This window comes from Frondihabitans australicus (assembly GCF_003634555.1).
Classification (GTDB): domain Bacteria; phylum Actinomycetota; class Actinomycetes; order Actinomycetales; family Microbacteriaceae; genus Frondihabitans; species Frondihabitans australicus.
Genome location: NZ_RBKS01000001.1, coordinates 1390547 through 1409655 on the forward strand (window position 1 = coordinate 1390547; position 19109 = coordinate 1409655).

Sequence of the window (19109 nt, forward strand, 5' to 3'; positions counted from 1 at the left end):
GACTGAGTAGAGTTCAGACATGCCCACCGTTCTGCAGCTCACCGATGTGTCCGTCGTCCGGAATGGCTCTCGGATCGTCGACGACGTCTCGTGGACTGTCGACTCCGACGAGCGCTGGGTCGTGCTCGGGCCGAACGGCGCCGGCAAGACCACCGTGCTGCAGGTCGCGGCCGCCCAGACGCACCCGTCGTCAGGCGGCGTCGAGGTGCTCGGCGAAGACGTGGGCAGCGTCGACCTCTTCGACCTCCGCCCCCGCATCGGCTTCGCATCGACCACCATCGCCCGCCGGATCCCGCCGACCGAGAAGGTCATCGACGTCGTGCTCACCGCGGCGTACTCGGTGACGGGGCGCTGGAACGAGGAGTACGAGAACGTCGACGTCCGCCGTGCGCAGCGGGTGCTCGACGAGTGGAAGCTGGGGCACCTCGCCGACCGCACGTTCGGCGGGCTCAGTGACGGCGAGCAGAAGAGGGTGCAGATCGCCCGCGCCGTGATGACCGACCCCGAGCTCCTGCTGCTCGACGAGCCGGCCGCGTCGCTCGACCTCGGCGCGCGCGAAGAGCTTCTGCAGATGCTCGGCGGCTACGCCTCGAGCGAGGGCGCCCCGGCCATCGTGATGGTCACGCACCATGTCGAGGAGATCCCGCGCGGCTTCACGCACGCGCTGCTGCTGTCGCACGGCAAGGTGCAGGCCGCCGGTCCGCTGGCCGAAGTGCTGACGGCCGAGATCCTGGGCGAGACGTTCGGCTTGTCGCTTACCGTGACCGAGACCGACGGCCGTTTCGCCGCCCGCGCCGCGAGCTAGCGGACGCCGCGCATCAGGCGCAGCACCGGGCGGGCGATCAGCAGGAGCACGACGCCGACCGCGACCGACACGAGGCCGAGCGTCGTGAAGTACGGCACCTCGTTGGTCGGGTCGTAGACCCCGGCGAGGAGGCCCGACGCCGCCGACCCCAGCGCCACCGACAGGAAGAACAGCGCGACCATCTGCGTGCGGAACTTCTCGGGCGCGAGCTTCGTCGCCGCCGACAGGCCGACGGGGGAGAGCATGAGCTCCGCCACCGTGAAGACGAGCAGAATCAGCACGACCGCGATCACCGGTGTGCCGTGGGGCCCCGTGCCGCTGAACGGCAGGAAGAGGAGGAACCCGAGCCCGACGATGCCGACGCCCAGACCGAACTTCACCGGGGTGGACGGCTGGCGCGGCCCGAGCTTGGTCCAGATCGCGGCGAACACGCCCGACAGGATGATGATGAAGATCGGGTTGATCGACTGCACCCAGGCGACCGGGAACTCCCACCCGAACACGTCGCGGTTCAGCCGCTTGACCGCGTAGATCGTCAGCAGGGTGAACTGCTGCTGGTAGATCGACCAGAAGACCACGCTGGCGAGGAAGAGCGGGATGAACGCGAACACGCGACTCCGCTCGTCGGCCGTGATGATCCGGCTGGTGAGGATCACGATGAAGTAGGCCACCGACGCCGCCGCGCTCACGCCGATGACGACGTAGGCGAGTTTCGACGCCGTCACGAGGTGCAGCGCCACGGCGAGGACGATGACGACGAGCGCGACGACGGCGACAATGGCCATGCGGAGGCGGCCCGACGCGGGGAGCGGGTCGGGCAACTCGAGGGTCGTGTGCGGCAGTCGACGGCGCCCGAACCAGTATTGTGCGAGCCCGAGGGCCATGCCGACGGCGGCGAGGCCGAAGCCGTAGTGGAACCCGAGCGTCGACTGCAGGAGGCCGGTCAGCAGCGGGCCGACGAACGCGCCGAGGTTGATGCCGAGGTAGTAGAGCGAGAAGCCCGCGTCGCGGCGCGTGTCGCCCTCGGAGTACAGCGTGCCGACGAGGGACGTGGCCGTCGCCTTCAGGCCGCCGGAGCCCACGGCGATGAGGATGAGGCCCACGGCGATGCCGCCGACCCCCGGGATCAGCGCCAGGGCGATGTGCCCGAGCATGACGATCGTCGCCGAGACGAGCAGGGTCCGCTGCGGCGCGAGCAGCCGGTCGGCGACCCAGGCGCCGAGGATCGTCGCCAGGTACACGCCGCCGCTGTACGCCCCGGCGATGCCCGCGGCCGTGGCCTCGTCGATGCCGAGGCCGCCCTTGGCCGTCGAGTAGAACAGGTACAGCAGCAGGATCGCCTGCATGCCGTAGAACGAGAAGCGCTCCCACAGCTCGACGCCGAACAGGGTCGCGAGCGGACGCGGCTGGCCGAAGAACCCGGTGTCGAGTTCCTCGCTGTCGTCGGTCGAACGGTCGGTGGGGGTGGTGCTCATGGTGGGCCATGGTGCCATATCAGATGCCGTGGGGGCCAAATCCGTCGGGCGGCTGTGGATGGGCAGACTTCAGGATCCTGCTGCCGCCTGACGAAACCCGCTCGTTCTGGTAACGTTGACGGCTGGCCGTTCGGCCGTTTCCGTCTGCCCTGGCAAAACCCAGTGCACCCCAGACTCCCAAGGATTCCCCATGAAGACCGACATCCACCCCGAGTACAAGGCGATCGTGTTCCGCGACCTCGCCTCCGGTGAGACCTTCCTCACCCGCTCGACCGCGACCAGCGACAAGACGATCGAGCTCGACGGCGTCACGTACCCCGTCATCGACGTCGAGATCTCGTCGGCGTCGCACCCGTTCTACACGGGCAAGCAGCGCATCCTCGACTCGGCCGGTCGTGTCGAGAAGTTCAACCAGCGCTTCAAGAACTTCGGCGGCGCCAAGTAAGTCGACGCTCTGCCCGAAGGGCCCGGCACGCACTCGAGTGCCGGGCCCTTCGCCGTTCTCGGGCCTGCACCGCGATGACGGTGGGCGCCGCTACCCTGGGGGCGTGAGTACAGCACCTGTCGACGACGCGACCGTCGGGCCCATACCGGTCAACTGGTGGGACGGCCTCGGCGTCTTCGACCTCGAGACGACGGGCATCGACGTCGAGACCGCGCGCATCGTCACCGCTCACGTCGGGGTCATCGACTCCACCGGCGCGTCGATCGCGCACGGCGAGTGGCTGGCCGACCCGGGCGTCGAAATCCCGCCGCAGGCGTCGGCCGTGCACGGCATCACCACCGAGCGCGCGCAGGCCGAGGGCCGCCCCGCGCCCGAGGTGGTCGCCGAGATCATCGCCGCACTCCGCGCGGTCTTCGTGCGGGGCATCCCGCTCGTCATCTACAACGCCCCCTACGACCTCACCGTCCTCGACCGCGAGGCCAAGCGCTACGGCCTCGAGCCGCTCGGCGACGACGGCTTCGTCGTCGACCCGCTCGTCATCGACAAGGCCGTCGACCGCTGGCGCAAGGGCAAGCGCACCCTCGAGGCCGCCGCGGAGTTCTACGAGGTGTCGCTCACCGACGCGCACGACGCCGGTGCCGACGCAATCGCCGCAGGCCGGGTCGCGCAGGCGATGGCGCGCCGCCACGGCGACACGCTCAACGTGCCCGCGCACGAGCTGCACCAGCTGCAGGTGGGCTGGTGCAGCGAGCAGGCCGCCAGCTTCCAGGAGTACATGCGCCGACGCGACCCGGCGTTCACCGCTTCCGGCGAGTGGCCACGCAAGCCCTAGCCGTCGAGCTCTTCCGGCGCGGGGGCAGGAGCCGGCGTCGCCTCGACGTCCCCGACCTTCAGCCAGTAGAACGCCTGCGTCCCGAGCGTGATCGTGACCCGCCCCTCTGCGTCGAACGCCGGGAAGGACCCTCCGCCGAAGAGGTCCGTGAGCCCGCGGCCCGCGAACTGGGGCGCGGTCACGGTGACGGATGCGGGGTTGTGCGCGAAGGAGAACACGCAGAGGACGTCTTCGGGAGCGTCGCCGAACTGGGTGCCGGCTCCTGCGTACGACCGGACGAACGCCAGGGCGGACTCGTGGTCGACGGGCAGCACCTGCATGTCGCCGAGTCCGAAGGTCGGGTGCGCCTTGCGCACGTGGATCACGTTGCGGATCCAGTGCAGGAGCGACCGCGACTGCGCGAGCTGCGATTCGACGTTGACGAGCGAGTAGTTGTAGACGAGCGACTGGACGACGGGCAGATAGAGCTTGCCCGGGTCGGCGGTGGAGAACCCGGCGTTGCGGTCAGGGGTCCACTGCATCGGCGTGCGCGACGAGTCGCGGTCGTTGAGCCAGATGTTGTCGCCCATGCCGATCTCGTCGCCGTAGTAGAGGAACGGCGAGCCCTTCAGTGAGAAGAGGAGGGCGTGCGCGAGTTCGAGCTCGGCGCGCGAGTTGTCGAGCAGGGGCGCGAGGCGGCGCCGGATCCCGATGTTCGAGCGCATCCGCGGGTCGTAGGCGTACCAGCCGTACATCGCCTGCCGGTACTCCTCGCTGACCATCTCGAGCGTGAGCTCGTCGTGGTTGCGGAGGAAGACGCCCCAGCCGGCCTCGTCGGGCACGTCGGTCGTCTCGGACAGGATCCGGATCAGCTCGGCCGCGTTCTGCGACCGGAGCGAGTAGAAGATGCGCGGCATGACGGGAAAGTCGAAGGCCATGTGGCACTCGGGCTCGTCCTCGGTGCCGAAGAAGGCGGCGACCTCACGCGGCCACTGGTTCGCCTCGGCGATCATGATGCGGCCGGGGTACTCGTCGTCGACCATCGCGCGGAGCCTCTTGACGAACTCGTGCGTCTTCGGCTCGCCTTCGCCGTTGCCCTCGTCGGACTCGAAGAGGTACGGGATCGCGTCGAGACGGATTCCGTCGACGCCGAGGTCGAGCCAGTGGCGCACCAGGTCGAAGACGGCCTCCTGCACCTTCGGGTTGTCGAAGTTGAGGTCGGGCTGGTGCGAGAAGAACCGGTGGAAGAAGAACTGGCGACGAACCGGGTCGAACGTCCAGTTCGACTCCTCGGTGTCGATGAAGATGATGCGGATGTTCTCGTACTTCTCGTCGGTGTCGCTCCAGACGTAGAAGTCGCCGTAGGGGCCGTCAGGGTCCTCTCGCGACTGCTGGAACCACTCGTGCGCGTCGGAGGTGTGGTTGATCACCATGTCGATGACGATGCGCATGTTGCGCTCGTGCGCCTTGGTGACGAGGTCGCGGAACTCCTCGAGCGTGCCGAACTCCGGCAGCACGGCCTTGTAGTCGGAGATGTCGTAGCCGCCGTCGCGGAGCGGCGACTGGAAGAACGGCGGGATCCACAGCGCGTCGATGCCGAGCCACTGGAGGTAGTCGAGCTTCGACGTCAGGCCCGCGAGGTCGCCGGCGCCGTCGCCGTTGGAGTCGACGAACGAGCGCACCATGACCTCGTAGAAGACGCTTCGCCGGAACCACTGCGGGTCGAGTGTGAGGCCGGGGTTCTGGATCGGGGCAGTGAAACTCACCGTTCTCCTTCGGGCTGGCGGATTGCCCCACCCTACGACGGCGCGCGCGCCCGCCGTCCAGAGTCGTCCGAGCCGCGTCTTTAGACTGGCCGGGTGACTCCTGACAGCCCGACCGTGCCCTCGCCCTACGCCGATCGGCTCGACGGGCTCCAGATCGAGGCACGGCGCGTCACGGCCGGGGAAGTCGACACGGCCTACTGGGTCTACGGCGACGACGACGCACCTCAGACGCTGCTGATGGTGCACGGCTTCCGCGGCGAGCACCACGGCCTCGAGCCGATCGCAGCCCACCTCGACGGCCTTCGCGACGGCTCGCTGCGGGTCGTCGCGCCCGACCTTCCCGGATTCGGGGCGTCCGCGCCGTTCCGCGGGCGGGAGCACAGCGTGCCTTCGTACGCGAAGTGGCTGGTGGCGTTCTCCGGGGCGCTCGGACTCGGCCCCGGGGTCGTGGTGCTCGGGCATTCGTTCGGGTCGATCGTGTCGGCGGCGGCTCTCGCCGGGGCGCCCGGGCGGCCGGCACTGCCGGCGGCGCGGCTGATCCTGGTCAACCCGATCGCTGCTCCTGCGCTCAAGGGGCCCCGAGGGGTCTTCAGCCGGCTCGCAGTGCTCTACTACTGGGCCGGGGCCGCGCTGCCCGAGGTGCTGGGCGAGCCCGCGCTCAAGAGCCGCTTCGTCACGCGCGTGATCAGCGAGGCTATGGCGAAGACGCGGTCGAAGCCGCTGCGGTCGTGGATCCACGACCAGCACGACGTCTACTTCTCACGCTTCGCCGACCGGCAGGTCGTGCTCGAGGCGTTCAAGGCGTCCGTCTCGACCGACGTGTCGACGTACGCCTCGGGCATCGCGCAGCCGACCCTGCTGGTGGCCGCCGACCGCGACGACGTCACGGCGCTTCCCGCGCAGTACGCGCTTCAGCAGAAGTTCGCTCGCGCCGAGCTCGACGTGATCCACGGGGTCGGGCACCTGATCCACTATGAGAAGCCGCGCGAGGCGGCTCTCGCGATCGGGGACTTCCTGGCTCGCGGCGAGGCGTCGTTCACGCCGGCATCGGGGGCAGATCTGGGCGCAGGAGCAGCAGACCGCCCGCTCGACATCCTGCTCGACTGCCGGTACGTGCGCACGGGGCAGCACGACGGCATCAGCCGATTCACCGCGGGCCTCGTCACCGCCCTCGCGCCGCTGGCGGCCGCTCGGGGCCATCGTCTCCGCCTGCTCGTGAGCGACCGCCGCCAGCTCTCGAAGTTGCCCCGGCTGCCCTTCGTCGTGGGGACCGATCCGACCAGCCCGTTCGAGCCGCTCGTCGCGACCCGGATCAACCGCCTCGCGCCCGACATCGTCTGGTCGCCCATGCAGACGATGGGCACCTTCGGGCGCGGCTACCGCCTCGTGCTCACGCTGCACGACCTCATCTACTACACGAACCGGACGCCGCCGCCCGAGTTCAACCCCGTGATCCGTATGCTGTGGCGGGCGTACCACCTGGCGTGGTGGCCTCAGCGGCTCCTGCTCAACCGGGCGGACGCCGTTGTCACGGTGTCGTCGACCACGGCGGCGGCGATCGCCGAGCACCGGCTCACGGCGCGGCCGGTGTCGGTGGTGGCGAATGCCGCGGATCCTGCGCCCTCTGGCCTTGTCGCGCGCACGGCGCCCGCGACTCGCGACCTCGTCTACATGGGGTCGTTCATGCCGTACAAGAACGTGGCGACGCTCGCTTCGGCGATGCAGTCTCTCGCGGCGGACGGGTACCGGCTGCACCTGATGAGCCGGGTGTCGCCCGCCCAGCGCGCGTCGCTCTCGGCGCTCGCCCCTGCCGGATCGCTCGTCTTCCACGACGGGGCGTCGGACGACGAGTACCAGGCGGTGCTGCTGGGTGCGACGGCCGTGGTGTCGGCGTCGCTGAACGAGGGGTTCGGGATTCCGCTCGTCGAGGGCATGGTGCTCGGCACGCCGGCCGTGGTGAGCGACATCCCGATCTTCCGCGAGATCGGCGGGGAGGCGGCGATGTACTTCGAACCGTCGTCGCCTGCGTCGGTGGCGGCTGCGGTGCGGCGGGTGTCGGCGCCCGACGAGTGGGCTGCGCGGAGCGCGGCGTCGCTGGCGCAGGCCGCTCGGTTCAGCTGGGATGCCTCGGCCGGGGTGCTGCTCGACCTGCTGGAGCGGACGGCACGAGGCTAGCGCCGGGGCGACTTCGCCCAGGCGGGAACACGTGCGCATTTCTGCGTATGGGCCACGACGACGTGGGGCCCTAGCGTGTCCGCATGCTCATCAAAGGACCTTCAGCTCCCGCGTCGATCCCTCCGCCACCGGAGGTCGTGCGCGATAGCTTCGTCGAGGCCGCTCGGCTGGCTGCGCCCAACATCATCCGCCGGCGCGCGATCCTCGACGAGATCCTCGCGGACCGTGATGTCACCTCGTCCCCTGAGCCTCTTCGGAGGCTGGCGACCATGGCTGTGCCGATCGCACGGGATGGAGTCCTGGAGATGCAGGAGATCCCCTATCTCGAGCGACCTGAGACCTTGATGGCGGCTTTCGACGATCTGGCGGTCGAATCGGGCCCGGCCCCCTGGGGAGAAGACCGGATGCAGGAGCTTCGCGACGACGCGTTCCTCTTCCGGCAGTGGCTCGCCGCTGAAGAACGCGTCCTCGCCGACGCCGGACTCCCCGTGTTAAGCATTTCAGAACTCCGCAGGGAGCTGACGGGCGCGATCAGGGAACCGCGCCGGGCGCCGGAAGACCTGCACGCGCCTCTCGCCATGGTCGCGGAATCGTTGGCGTCGGACGCACGCCATCTCGGACCGGATGCCTCGTCGGATCATGAGCACGGACCACACAGCCTCGCGTCGAGCAAGGCACTCTGGGCTCGCATCCGAGGCGCGGCCACGATCATCGGCGGCGGTGCGAGCATCGTCGCCGACATCCCGCACCCCTTCCTGACCGGCGGGGTGAGCATCGGCGTGGCCCTGATCTCCATCAGCGGAGGAATCTCCATGATCGCCGACGGAGTGGCCAGGGTGACCGAGACCATGGAGCCGAACCAGGGGTAGCCGGCACGGCACGAGGCCGCCTGATCCGAACCGCCCCGTTCGGGGGATCGTGGCACGGCGGCGACCGCCGTAGCGTGGTGGGGCCATCATCGCTCGTGGTTCCTGGGGGGACCGCCACGACAGGAGACCACGTGACCTACGCGCCCGCCTCCGCGCCCGTCCGACCGCCGCTGCGCTTCGTCGTGCCGCCCGGATGGCCCGAGCCGTCGCCGTCGTGGGTGTCGCGCAACCAGGGCTGGCAGCCACCCGCAGGCTGGGTGCCTCCGGTCGCCGCGGGGTGGCCGCGTCCTGCCGCCGCACCCCGAGGCTGGTCTTTCTGGGCGCAGGAGCCCGGCGCCTGGAGCTCGTTCCGAGAGCCCTACCGCCGCGCCGCGCTGAGCCAGATCCGCGTCGGGGCGATCTTCATGGGCGTCGGCTTCGGAGTCACGCTGCTGGGGCTGCTCGGTGTGCTCGGGCCGGTTTTCCTGATCCTGTGGGGGCCTGTGATCTTCGGCGCGATCAGGGTTGTGACGGGCCTCGTGAACCTGCGCCGCGCGGATGCCCACGCCCGGGCGGCGCTCGCCTCGCGCGCCCTGCAGGTGCGCAGCGCACAGGACGCGGCCCTGTACCCGCAGTACCTGGCCGAGACCGCCGCCACGCGCGCGGCCACGGGGCAGCCGGCGATGTTGCTGGAGCAGCTGTCGTACGCGCTGGACTCCGAGCCATGGGGGAGCGCGACGCCGCGGCAGGCGACGCTCGCACCGGTCGGTGGGTCGTACGGTTCGGGGTCGATCGGCGGGGCTTACGGCGCGTACGGCGCCTACGGCTCGGGCTACGGGGCGGTGTCGCCCTGGGCGCCCCCGGTCGTCGAAGCGCGGCGGTCGGAACTCAGCGTGCGCAAGCGCTTCTGGATCCCGCTCGCGTCGATCGGCGCGGTGCTGATCGTGCTCGTCGCCATCGGGGCGGTGACCGACCTCAGCCATTCGCCGGCGTCGAGTGCGGGAACGGGTGTCACCGACAGCACCGGCCGCCACTGGCCGCCGAACACCGGCAACTACAGCCTCAGCGGGGTGAAGTACGAAATCGTCGACTCCGGGCCGTGCAGCACGTCGCTGGGATGCATCCAGGCCGACATCACCGCGCCCACGGCCTGCGCGTCGGCGACGATCACGTGGGGCTTCTCGGACGCCGCCAACGGCGACGACAAGGCGGTGCGCGCGAGCACGGTGACTTTCGTGGCCGGGCAGACGGAGCATGTGTCGATCCCCGAGGACTCCCAGCTGGAGCCTCTGAAGTACATGTTCCTCGACAGCATCACCTGCGCGTGAGTGCGCTGCCCGACCGCGGCGACTGGGGCGGACTGCTCTGGTCGGCGAAGCCGTTCAGTGTCGGGATCCGCGAGACGATCGCGGTGAATGCGAGCGCGCCGTTTCCGCGCGGAGTCGCGCTCTACGAGAACGGAATCCTGCTCAGAAGCCTCGCCACGAAGGTGTTCGTCTCGCGGATCGACATCACCGAGATCCATCGCGGCCCGGGCTACGTCAGGATCGTCTGGGGCGCGGGCGGGCACCGGGCTTCGGCGGTGGTGAACGACCTGTGGAGGATTCGGCGCACGGTCGCCGCCCTGCGGGAACACGGATTCGACGTGCAGGGCGGACGCGCGAAGAATGACTCGTCGTGGAGGGCGCGATGAAGTGGTTCACGGCGGCACGGGTGTTCGGGCCCGACGAGAGCGACGCACGACCCGAGTACGCGCAGCACCTGGCCGAGATCGACGACGCTCTCACGCCCGAGGTGCGCGAGCTCGCGCACGACGTCCACCTGCACGACGCGCGGGTCGAGTCGTTCGACGCGAGCGGCGACCGGCTCCGGCTCCTGCTCGTCGCGGGCGCCAACGCCCGAGGGTACGAGCGGATCGCCCTGACCTTCGAGGGGGTGACCCTCGGCGTCCCCGAGCGGACTCGGCTGGACGAGCTGCACCTTCTGGCGGGCGACAGCGAGATCCTGTGTGACGAGGTCGACCTCGCTCCGGGCGGCCGTTTCGTGCACCGCGGCTGGGTGTGGGAGACGGGCATGTTCAGCGTCGAGTTCTCGGGCCTGCTGCTGAGCCGGGAGGCGACGACCGCGGCCGACCGCAACGCCCTCGCGGCGCGGCACGACTCGCCTGACGAGGCACGCGGGCTGAGGGACAGGTGGCTCGACTTCGAGCCTCCGCTCGTCGCCGCTGCCGCGCGAGGCGACCTCGACGAGGCGACGAAGCTCCTCGCGGGCGGCGCCTCGCCCGACTCGGCCGACGACGCCGGATGGAGCGCGCTGCATGCCGCTGCGAGTCGCTCGCACCTTGAAGTGTGCCTGCTGCTGCTCGGCGCAGGAGCGGACATCGACGTCGTCGACGACGCCGGATTCTCACCGCTGCACAATGCTCTGCGGGCGGAGGCCGCCCCGGCGGTCATCGACTACCTGCGCGCGGAGGGAGCGAAGGAACCCGAACCCGACGACGACGACGACTAGGGCCGAGGCGGTCCGCTCGGCCCTCCGCGACCCTGGTAGCGCGGATCCCACTCGCCGGTCGACTCGAAGCGTCGCACGGTCTTGTAGTGGCTGTGGAGCGCCCGCAGGATCGCCGTGCGGATCAGCAGGTAGGCGAGGAACAGCACCAGCAGCCCGAGCCCGACGTACACCACGACCGCGACGATGCCGAAGATGACGGCGTTGACACCTAGATCCTGGAACATGAGACCCCCTTCGCCCGCCGTCTGCGGGCTGCTCGATGCTAGCGGAATCCGTGCGTCAGCCCGGGTAGTTGCAGCGCCAGCCCTCGTGCGAGGTGTCCTGGTCGGCAGGATCCGAATCGGGCTGGTCCATGCGCCGCTCGACAGTGATCACCTGGCCGGGCTGCAGTTCCCTGCCGGACGACTCACCGGGGTTGACGATGTCGACGCCGCACAGCCCGAAGCGGAGGGCGATCACCGAGTCGACGTCGCCCGAGCTCACGGTGTACGTGTAGACGCCCGGCGACGTCTCGACCGCGGTGCCTTCGGCGTTCGCGCGGGCGCCGTGGTCCTTCGCCGGCCACTCCTGGATGGTGTCGGTCGCGACGGACGTGGGCTGCGAGGTGGCGTTCTCGGCGGCCGCCTGGTTGCGCCCGGCGGCGATGGCCGCGTGATCCTGCGCGCTGAGGGTGCGTGACGTCGGATCGGGCGTCGAAGACGGCGCAGGAGCAGACGTGCCCAGCCCGTGCCCGGTCGTGCAGCCCGCCAGCAGGACCAGGCCCAGGACCGTGGCGACGGCTGCCGCGGCACACGTGTGCGACCTTCTGCGGGGCATCAACCCTGGCCTCCCGAGTAATCGTCGGTCGTGATGGTCACCGTCGAGTCGTTGTTCTCGCAGCGGCCGATGACGGTCGTCGCATCGGCCCGGTCGGCGGTCTCGGCGTGGCCCGGCTGAGCAGCCAACGCGGCCTTGGCGAGGGAAGCCGTCGAGGACGACTCCCATGAGGTCGCGCCCGCCTTCGTCGACAATGCTGCGAGATCGGAGGCTGCCGTCGCTCGCTCCTGCTGCCACTGCGACGCCGACAACTCGTGCGAGAGGTAGTCCTGGTCGGCTTGGTCGAGCGTCGACTCGGCGTCGGAGTAGGCGGTGCAGAATGCCGAGACGCCCGCGTTCTGACGGAACACGTAGGTGGACAGCGACGCCCGCACGGTGAATGGCTTTCCATCCGTCGCCGCGGTGGCGTCGAGCGTCACGGTCGTCGCGCCGAAGTCCTTGTCGCGCGCTGTGATCGGCAGGTACTCGGGGGACGTCGTGCCGCACGATGCTTCACGGGTGAGCGTCGAGGCGTCGTCTGTGACGAACCATCCGCCCGATCCCGCGCAGGTGACCGTGACCTCGATCGACTGCGCACCCGTCACGAGCGGCACCGTGAGCACGAGAGGCTTCGACGAGGTCGCGTGGCCCGCCGTGATACCCGTGCCGTGAGCGACCGTCGCTGCGCCGAGCGCTGACGTGTTCGCAGGTGTCGCCGACGAGCGGCCGGCCTCCTGTGTCGAGGCGGCTGAGCACGCGGAGAGGCCGACGATCAGAACCACGGCAGCCAGAGCGACACCGACGGCGGTTGGTTTCGAACCCACGTTTCCCCCCAAGGAACTGCTCTGATCATGGCACAGGATCGGCGTGAGTCAAGCGATCAGTACTCGGTGGCCCGGCGCGGAAATCGTGCCGCCTCGGCGGCCAGATGCTCGACGGCCGATGCGAGTTCGCGCCGGGTCAGAGCGAAGTCGAGACGGTAGCCCGTGGCTCGCTTCATCACGAACGGGCGCTTCTTGTCGTCGACAGCCGCCTCGAAGGTGCTCGGCGGCGCCGCATCGTGCTCGAGCGCCACCGCGATCGACACGATGTCGTCGTTGACTGCGATCAGTTCGAAGCCGAGGCTCGGCTCGAGAAACCAGAGTTCGTCGCCCGCCACGCGAGTGCCCTCTGTGGTCGCGCACTCGCGCAGCCACGTGACCAACTCGGCCAGCTCCACCGCGGTGAGCGCAGGATCACGAAAGGTCCACTCCTCGGCGGTTCCTCCGACACGCCCTTCGATCACGAGCCAGGAGTCGTCGCCGTCGGGGAACTCGTATCTCGTCGGTGAGAGCTCGACCCAGTACCCGGATCGCGGATCCTGCAGCCTCATGCGCCTTCACTCGCGACAGGGTTCGTCCGTGTCGTCATGTCCATCAGAACGGCGGCAGCCCGTACGTGTGCCTCACGGGGTCGGCCTCACTGTCGAAGAATCGGAGGTAGACGGCGGCCTCCTCGGTTCCGTCCGGGGCGGAGTCCGCCGGCTGCCAGACTCGGAGATAGGCAGCGGCGGTAAGGCCCGGTCGAGTCCACGCGAGCGGAATGCGACTCTCATGGACGTTGTCGAAGCCGTCGAACGCGGACCTGCGGCCGATGTGCACGGCCGGCAGCTCGTCACTCCGCCAGGTGAGCGACTGGACGTCATCCAGGCCGCGTGGCGCGGTTGTGCCAAGTTCGGCTACAGCCATGGGAATCACGGCGACGATGCCGAGGTCCTCGTCCTCGGCGAACAAGGCGTCGCCGACGAGGGCCGCGAAGATCTCGATCATGTCGCCCACCGCCCAGGCCTTCCTGGAGCCGAAGAAGTACGCCGAGTCGGCCGACGAGAGCTGCTCGTCGGCGATGAACTCGCGAGTGGACTCGAGGAACTCGTGAGCCGCTCCGATGGCCTTCTGGAGTCGCCGCTGAGCGCGAGACGATGACTCGCGTGCGAAGCCCGGCCTGGTGATCACTCTCAGAGCATACGAAAGCACGCCGCGCCCTGTGAGACGCCGCCATCGACACACCCCCGAACCGACGCGAATTGAGCGCCGGGAGGAAGTTCACGTCGGGTAGAGGGTGTCTCGGTGAGCACGGCGCGGGGCGGCTCAGCGAGTTTTCAGCGCTCGGTTACGGGCAAAAGCTCGGTGCGCTCGACGACCCGGGCTCGCCGGTCGGCGAGCGCGGCGCCGTCGCCGGAACGCGCCCAGAGGAGGCAGCAGAGGAGGATCACTCGTCGCCCCTCCCGTCGTCGTGGCCCTCGGCGGTCTCGGCGTGCTGCCCCCGCTGGAGCAGCCGGCCCTGGAGGACGGCGATCGCCGCATAGCCCAGCAGGACGATTCCGAACACTCCCGCGACGAATGTCCCGCGGAAGTCCGAATCGCGGCCGATGCCGATAACGGGGCCGAACCAGAACAGCGCCACCGCGATGGCGCAGCAGACCACTCCCATGAATGCGGCTTTGCCCGGTCCGATGACCTGTGCCATCGGGTCGTAGGCGTCGCGGTAGAAGTCGGCATCGATTTCGGCCGCTTCCGTCGGCTCCTGCGTCGCTCGATGTCCGCTGTCGCCGTCCAGGGCAGAGGACGTGTCCCGACCAACAGGGTCGCGGTCGTCGACGACACGCTGCTCACGCGCCCGCCGTTGGGCCGCGGTGACGCCGAAGGTCGCCCAGCCGACAAGGCCCAGCCCGATGAATACGGCGCCCTCCCGCAGATCGTCGCTCATCTCGGTGATGCCGTATCCGAAGACCAGGGTTCCCAGGATGCCGGAGACGAACTCCAGCCATGTCGGGCCCGACGGATCGTCGGGTGCGAAGCCGAACACCTGACGAGGAGTCTTCATGGTCGCAAAGGTAGCGGACGTGAGGGGGATGGCTGGCGAGCGACGGGGCGCGTAGAGTCGCGCTCATCGCACGGCAGGGGGATGTCATGGAGACCAGGCGCATTCTGATCGGTGCCGGGCGCACCGTAGCGAGGACTCTGGCCACTCTGGGGCGAGCCCTGACCGCCCTCGGCTCGGGCGGCGGAGTGTCGCCGCTCGCTGCCCCGCCACCGGAGTTCCGCAAGCGCGACGACTACCGGCCGTAGGCTCGGTCGGGCCGAGCTCGGAGCCCGGCGGCGCGAAGGAGCCCCAGCACGATGCCGAACGAGACACCCGCGACGCACGCGTCGAACGTCACCCTCATCCGGTCCGCCGAGCTGTCGAGCGCGGCTGAGTACGCGTACGCGGCGAGCGCGCCGGGGGATTCGCGGCTGGTGTTTCTCGCGGGCTCCTGCCCGCTGGATCCGGACGGGAACGTCGTCCGACCCGGCGACTACGGGGCGCAGACGGCGCAGTGCCTCGTCAACATGGAGATAGCGCTACGGGCCGCCGGCGCGACGATCACGGACGTCATCAGCACCCGGGTGCTGGTGGCCTCGACCGAGAGGACGGACCTCGGCACGGCATGGAGTGTCGTCCGCGACCGGTTCGGCGCCCACGACGTGCCGAGCACGCTTCTCGGCGTAACGGTGTTGGGGTATGAGGGCCAGCTCGTCGAAGTCGAGGCCGTGGCGGTCGTGCGCGACTGAGTGCGACGCGGCGCGGCCACGCGAACCGCGAACGCGGGGTTGGCGCAGGGCGCAGGATCCTGCGACACTGACCGCCGAAGGGGGAGTCATGGCCACTGCGACGACCGCGCCCGCACGCGGCGCCGAACGCGTGCGCGCTGCGAGCGACGGCGGGCCGTGGGGCATCTTCCGCTCCGACGACGAGGCACCGATCCGGCGAGCGCATCCCCTCGACGCGGCCCGCCGCTACTGGACCAAGTACGCCGTCTTCACGGGGCGGGCGAGCCGGAGCGAGTTCTGGTTCTCGTGGCTGTACCTCACGGCGGGGTACGGCCTCATCCTGATCGGTGTGCCGCGGCTCCTGGGCGTGCACAGCGACTTCAGTCTGGACAGCGGGTTCCTCGGCCCGGCGCTCAGCACGGGCTGGTCTCTCGCGAACGCGCACGGCGGCGGCCTGCCCGATCCGTGGAGCGGGGTCGGAGCCGTCACGCACGCGCTTCTTCTCACCTTCACGCTGGTGACCTTCGTACCGACGATGGCTCTCGGGTTCCGGCGCATGCACGACGTGGGCCTGCCCGGCTGGATCGCCGTGACCGGGCTCGGCACGTCACCGATCGTCGGGCTGCTGTTCCTCGCGGCGCTGTTCCCGTCGCGGACGGCCGGGGCGCGGTACGACCGCGCGGTCGAGCGCATCGGTGCCGACGAGTCCGAGACGCCGGACCGTGCCGACAGTACCGACACGCATCACCACTCCATCCTGGGGGGCCGCCCGAAACGAACCACCGTCGTCCGCGCGAGCGTTGTCGTCGGGCTCGTCGCCGCCGCGACGGTCGGCCTGTACTTCGCCGCCGTCCCCGCGACGCCCGTCGCGGCCCAGGGCACCTGGCAGCTGACCGCGATGCGAGGCATCTCCGGACCCCAACGCCTCACGAGCGAGCCCATCGAGATGACTCTGCGCGCCGGTTCTCTCGTCGGCGACGACACCTGCAACACGTTCTCCGCAGACCTGCACGGCTTCTCGCCGTGGCGCATGTCGACCGTCATCGCCACCGAGATGGGCTGCGACGACGACTCCGCGGCCCGCGCGCATTTCGCCGACGACCTCGCATCGGTCGCGCGGGCCTCCGTCGACGGCGACACGCTCCGCCTGACTGGCCCGAACGGCGTCGAGCTGGACTTCGTGCGGACGTGACCGCGGTCCACCCCGTACCTCGGAAGCGGGGCTGGCAGCCGGCGAGGCGCCCTGAGACACTCATCACCGAGGGGGAGTCATGACCGACGACACATCTGCCGCATCCGAAGGCCAGCGCACCACCGAGGGTCTTCCCTCCGACCGTTCGCTCTGGGGGCAGAGGGCGCCCGGCTACGCGCCGCCCGAGCCTCGCACTCCCCGGCAGCTCGCCCGCATCTGGATCCTCGTCATCGGCAGCATCCTCCTCGTCTTCGGCGCAATCGCCACGCCCGCCGGCCTCCACTCGCAGTACGAGGGCTGGGGGTTCCTCGGCATCGGCGCGCTGATCTTCGGGTTCTCGACCCTCATGGTGACGCTGTTCCTCTTCGCGTTCGGCCACCCGGGCCCGACGTCGCCCGACAGGCCGTGAGCGGGGCCGCACCGGCAGAGCAACAGGAGCGGGCAGGCCGCAGGATCCTGCTGCTGCTCGTGGCGACCATCGCCCTGCCGGTCGCCGGCTCCGTGGTCGGCCTGCTGCTGCTCATCGGGCTCCGCGGCGGCCTCTCGCTGGGCGGTGTGCTGTTCGGCTCGGTGGCGATCGTGTTCGCCGTGCCGTTCGCGATCTCGGCGGTCGTCAACCTGATGCTCTGGGTTCGCAGGCCCGCCGGAACCACCGCCGGCCGGAGCTTCGTCGTCGCGTGGTCTGCCCTGGCGGTGAGCGGCGCCGCGTGGATCGCCGAGATGCTGCTGGTGCCGCTCGACGATCAAGAAGGCTTCGGTTTCGTGATCGGCTGTCTCATCGCGGCCTCGTCGATCGCGGTGTGCGTGATGCTCGTCCGCTCGGGTCGGCACGCTCTCGTCAACCTGCCCCCGGAGGAGCGACTTGCCCGTCACTCCGCCCACCGCCGAAAAGTGCGACGCGGTCTCCTGGTCACCGGTATCGCCGCGGTCGCCCTCGTCGCTGCGGGAGCCTTCGTCTACACGGTGCCCACCGGGCACTACGATCACTGTCGCGCCGAGGGGTACTCCGCGACCGGCGATCAGTACACCGTCTACACCGAGAACTGCGGCGTCTTCGCTGTCACGGCCGACAATCACATCTACTCGTCGTTCGACGGCGACGAGACGTGCACGTTCACCACCAGAGGCTTCACGATCCTGCCCTGGAGAGCTCGCGCGGTGTCGATGACGTGGACCGAGTGAGCGGGCGGCGGATCAGACCGACGGCACCGCGTACTTGAACCCCACGTGCGACGCGACGAACCCGAGCCTCTCGTAGAAGCGGTGGGCGTCGACCCTCGCCGAATCGGACGTCAGCTGCACCAGCGCGGCCCCGAGCGACAACGCCGCGACGTCCGTCACCCAGCGCATCAGGGCGCCGCCGATCCCCGCCGACCGTCGCTCGCTCGACACGCGCACGGCCTCGACGAGCAGCCGCGTGGCGCCCCGTCTCGCCATCCCGGGGATCAGCGTGAGCTGCAGCGTCCCGACGACCACGCCCGCGGCGTCCTCCACCACGACGAGCTCGTTCGCAGGATCCGACAGGATCCTCGCGAGAGCTTTCTCGTACGCGGGTCGGTCCTCGCCCCGCGCCGCGTCGCCCCGCCCGGCGCTGATCGCGTCGTCCGACAGCAGGCCGATGAGGGCGTCGAGGTCACAGTGCCGGGCACGTCGCACCGTGTGCGTGTCGGCGGTGGGGAGGGCGGCGGGCAGGTCGAGAGAATCGAGCACACGGTAGTGTCTCGCATCCTGCGCCCTGGGTCGGCGCAAGGCGTGCACGCTCGACGGTTCGAGGGCTCGCTACGCTGACGCCATGAACGACCCTCGCGACATCGCGTCGACGCTGACTTTCGCGCAGAGTGTGCATGCCGACGACGAGCCGGGCCGCTTCTCCGAGCTGCTGCGGAACGTGGCCGACACGGTCGACGGGCTGGGACGAGTCGACGTGCACGACATGACGTTTCGCCAGGAGAGCACGCCGCAGGGCGACTTCCTCACGATCAGCGTCTACTACGACCGGCTCGACGGGCCCGATCTCAGGATCGTGCCGATCCACGGCGACTGATCGGCGCGTCGCGACGTGACGCGCGGGCCTCGCGGCCGTCGCGGCTCGACCGACCCTCGCGGCTCGACCGACCCTCGCGGCTCGACCGACCCGCGCGTAGAGTCGGCGCATCAGAGGGGGAGCCATGAGGGTTCTGCGTGTGACCGGCAGGGTGTTCTCGGCGCTGCTGCTGACCATCGCGAAGACGATCGGCGGCATGCACGGGTCGCGGACGTTCGACCACGACAACGCGACGTCGATCTACCGCCGGCGCGAGGACTACCGGCCGTAGCGCTCGGCCGCGAGGCGCACGAGTTCGTCGAGGACGGCGCGGCCGGTGCTGAGCACGTCGTCGGCCGGCGGCCCGATGCTCGGCAACACGATGAGATTCGTCGATCGGGCGTGCACGCTGGCCGTGCCGTCGCCGTTGTCCGCGAAGTCGAATCTCGTCGTCTCGGCGCGGAACGCCAGGTTCGTCCTCACGCCGACGAGAGCGTACGCGTCGTCGACGTCGATGAGACTGGCATGCGGCACCGCCGCGACGGCCTGCCGGATCAGACCCGGCACAGCGGCGATCGGCGCGGCGACTCTGACGGTGGGCACGGCCTCAGAGTAGGCGCCGCCGAGGAGGGGTGCGATGTCACGAGTTCGGGAGGAAGTTCTCCCTCCCGGACGGACACGGGGCTGCACGCGT

Annotated in this window: 25 protein-coding genes and 1 pseudogene; 16 read left to right on the forward strand and 10 right to left on the reverse strand. The window is 69.8% G+C overall.

Going from position 1 to position 19109, the window contains the following annotated elements:
- Positions 1–19: 19 nt before the first annotated feature.
- Positions 20–805, forward strand: coding sequence for an ABC transporter ATP-binding protein (locus tag C8E83_RS06390; RefSeq protein ID WP_121368955.1), 786 nt, complete (start codon positions 20–22; stop codon positions 803–805).
- Here C8E83_RS06390 and C8E83_RS06395 read toward each other — a convergent pair.
- On the reverse strand, positions 802–2280 hold the full coding sequence (locus tag C8E83_RS06395; RefSeq protein WP_121368956.1) for a peptide MFS transporter: 1479 nt from the start codon (positions 2278–2280) through the stop codon (positions 802–804). The genes C8E83_RS06390 and C8E83_RS06395 overlap by 4 nt on opposite strands.
- Before the next feature lie 190 nt (positions 2281–2470).
- Between C8E83_RS06395 and C8E83_RS06400 the strand changes: the two genes are divergently transcribed.
- Together C8E83_RS06400 and C8E83_RS06405 are read left to right on the forward strand one after the other, a co-directional pair.
- Positions 2471–2725, forward strand: a complete 255-nt coding sequence (locus tag C8E83_RS06400; protein ID WP_121368957.1) for a type B 50S ribosomal protein L31 — start codon at positions 2471–2473, stop codon at positions 2723–2725.
- Between the two features lie 103 nt (positions 2726–2828).
- Entirely contained in the window at positions 2829–3557 is a 729-nt protein-coding gene (locus tag C8E83_RS06405) for a 3'-5' exonuclease (RefSeq protein WP_425454756.1), read from the forward strand.
- Here the strand turns inward: C8E83_RS06405 and treS are convergent.
- Positions 3554–5302, reverse strand: coding sequence for a maltose alpha-D-glucosyltransferase (treS, locus tag C8E83_RS06410; RefSeq protein ID WP_121368958.1), 1749 nt, complete (start codon positions 5300–5302; stop codon positions 3554–3556). The two genes, C8E83_RS06405 and treS, sit on opposite strands and share 4 nt — an antisense overlap.
- 93 nt (positions 5303–5395) lie before the next feature.
- Between treS and C8E83_RS06415 the strand changes: the two are divergent.
- From C8E83_RS06415 to C8E83_RS06440, 6 genes and pseudogenes are all read left to right on the forward strand, one after another.
- Positions 5396–6334, forward strand: a pseudogene (locus C8E83_RS06415) (alpha/beta fold hydrolase); the annotation flags it as partial.
- An 81-nt stretch (positions 6335–6415) separates the two neighbouring features.
- Positions 6416–7477 carry a glycosyltransferase family 4 protein gene (locus C8E83_RS06420; RefSeq protein WP_342768943.1) on the forward strand — a complete coding sequence of 354 codons (1062 nt, stop codon included), beginning with the start codon at positions 6416–6418 and terminating at the stop codon, positions 7475–7477.
- Positions 7478–7560: 83 nt separating this feature from the next.
- Positions 7561–8346, forward strand: coding sequence for a hypothetical protein (locus tag C8E83_RS06425; RefSeq protein WP_147430099.1), 786 nt, complete (start codon positions 7561–7563; stop codon positions 8344–8346).
- A gap of 131 nt (positions 8347–8477) precedes the next feature.
- Positions 8478–9653, forward strand: coding sequence for a hypothetical protein (locus tag C8E83_RS06430; protein ID WP_121368960.1), 1176 nt, complete (start codon positions 8478–8480; stop codon positions 9651–9653).
- Positions 9650–10018, forward strand: coding sequence for a hypothetical protein (locus C8E83_RS06435; RefSeq protein WP_121368961.1), 369 nt, complete (start codon positions 9650–9652; stop codon positions 10016–10018). The genes C8E83_RS06430 and C8E83_RS06435 overlap by 4 nt, the downstream gene beginning before the upstream one ends.
- On the forward strand, positions 10015–10836 hold the full coding sequence (locus tag C8E83_RS06440) for an ankyrin repeat domain-containing protein (protein WP_147430100.1): 822 nt from the start codon (positions 10015–10017) through the stop codon (positions 10834–10836). Before C8E83_RS06435 ends, C8E83_RS06440 begins: the two co-directional genes overlap by 4 nt.
- Here the strand turns inward: C8E83_RS06440 and C8E83_RS06445 are convergent.
- From C8E83_RS06445 to C8E83_RS06470, 6 genes are all read right to left on the reverse strand, one after another.
- On the reverse strand, positions 10833–11060 hold the full coding sequence (locus C8E83_RS06445) for a hypothetical protein (protein ID WP_121368963.1): 228 nt from the start codon (positions 11058–11060) through the stop codon (positions 10833–10835). The two genes, C8E83_RS06440 and C8E83_RS06445, sit on opposite strands and share 4 nt — an antisense overlap.
- 55 nt (positions 11061–11115) lie before the next feature.
- Positions 11116–11652, reverse strand: a complete 537-nt coding sequence (locus C8E83_RS06450) for a LysM peptidoglycan-binding domain-containing protein (protein ID WP_121368964.1) — start codon at positions 11650–11652, stop codon at positions 11116–11118.
- Positions 11652–12455, reverse strand: coding sequence for a hypothetical protein (locus tag C8E83_RS06455; RefSeq protein WP_147430101.1), 804 nt, complete (start codon positions 12453–12455; stop codon positions 11652–11654). Before C8E83_RS06455 ends, C8E83_RS06450 begins: the two co-directional genes overlap by 1 nt.
- Positions 12456–12511: 56 nt before the next feature.
- Positions 12512–13003 (reverse strand): WapI family immunity protein, encoded by a 492-nt coding sequence (locus C8E83_RS06460; protein ID WP_121368966.1) that lies wholly within the window; start codon positions 13001–13003, stop codon positions 12512–12514.
- 43 nt (positions 13004–13046) lie between these two features.
- On the reverse strand, positions 13047–13622 hold the full coding sequence (locus C8E83_RS06465; protein ID WP_121368967.1) for a hypothetical protein: 576 nt from the start codon (positions 13620–13622) through the stop codon (positions 13047–13049).
- A 256-nt stretch (positions 13623–13878) separates the two neighbouring features.
- Positions 13879–14475, reverse strand: coding sequence for a hypothetical protein (locus C8E83_RS06470; RefSeq protein WP_121368968.1), 597 nt, complete (start codon positions 14473–14475; stop codon positions 13879–13881).
- Positions 14476–14579: 104 nt separating this feature from the next.
- Here C8E83_RS06470 and C8E83_RS19410 point away from each other — a divergent pair, with 104 nt between their 5' ends.
- The 5 genes from C8E83_RS19410 to C8E83_RS06490 all read left to right on the forward strand — a co-directional run bounded on the left by C8E83_RS19410 (position 14580) and on the right by C8E83_RS06490 (position 17574).
- Positions 14580–14738: a hypothetical protein gene (locus C8E83_RS19410; protein ID WP_170159859.1), complete on the forward strand. Its 159-nt coding sequence runs from the start codon at positions 14580–14582 to the stop codon at positions 14736–14738.
- Positions 14739–14789: 51 nt separating this feature from the next.
- Positions 14790–15221, forward strand: a complete 432-nt coding sequence (locus C8E83_RS06475; RefSeq protein ID WP_121368969.1) for a RidA family protein — start codon at positions 14790–14792, stop codon at positions 15219–15221.
- An 88-nt stretch (positions 15222–15309) separates the two neighbouring features.
- On the forward strand, positions 15310–16392 hold the full coding sequence (locus C8E83_RS06480) for a DUF805 domain-containing protein (protein WP_170159860.1): 1083 nt from the start codon (positions 15310–15312) through the stop codon (positions 16390–16392).
- 79 nt (positions 16393–16471) lie between these two features.
- Positions 16472–16801, forward strand: coding sequence for a hypothetical protein (locus C8E83_RS06485; protein WP_121368971.1), 330 nt, complete (start codon positions 16472–16474; stop codon positions 16799–16801).
- A complete protein-coding gene (locus tag C8E83_RS06490) occupies positions 16798–17574 on the forward strand; it encodes a hypothetical protein (protein WP_121368972.1) in 777 nt (258 codons plus the stop codon). The genes C8E83_RS06485 and C8E83_RS06490 overlap by 4 nt, the downstream gene beginning before the upstream one ends.
- Positions 17575–17586: 12 nt before the next feature.
- On the opposite strand, the gene C8E83_RS06495 is transcribed toward C8E83_RS06490, so the two are convergent.
- On the reverse strand, positions 17587–18102 hold the full coding sequence (locus C8E83_RS06495; RefSeq protein ID WP_121368973.1) for a GNAT family N-acetyltransferase: 516 nt from the start codon (positions 18100–18102) through the stop codon (positions 17587–17589).
- An 82-nt stretch (positions 18103–18184) separates the two neighbouring features.
- Between C8E83_RS06495 and C8E83_RS06500 the strand changes: the two genes are divergently transcribed.
- A complete protein-coding gene (locus C8E83_RS06500) occupies positions 18185–18436 on the forward strand; it encodes a hypothetical protein (RefSeq protein WP_121368974.1) in 252 nt (83 codons plus the stop codon).
- Positions 18437–18560: 124 nt separating this feature from the next.
- Positions 18561–18707: a hypothetical protein gene (locus tag C8E83_RS19415; RefSeq protein ID WP_170159861.1), complete on the forward strand. Its 147-nt coding sequence runs from the start codon at positions 18561–18563 to the stop codon at positions 18705–18707.
- On the opposite strand, the gene C8E83_RS06505 is transcribed toward C8E83_RS19415, so the two are convergent.
- Complete coding sequence (locus tag C8E83_RS06505) at positions 18695–19018, reverse strand: hypothetical protein (protein ID WP_121368975.1); 324 nt, start codon at positions 19016–19018, stop codon at positions 18695–18697. The two genes, C8E83_RS19415 and C8E83_RS06505, sit on opposite strands and share 13 nt — an antisense overlap.
- Positions 19019–19109: the final 91 nt, after the last annotated feature.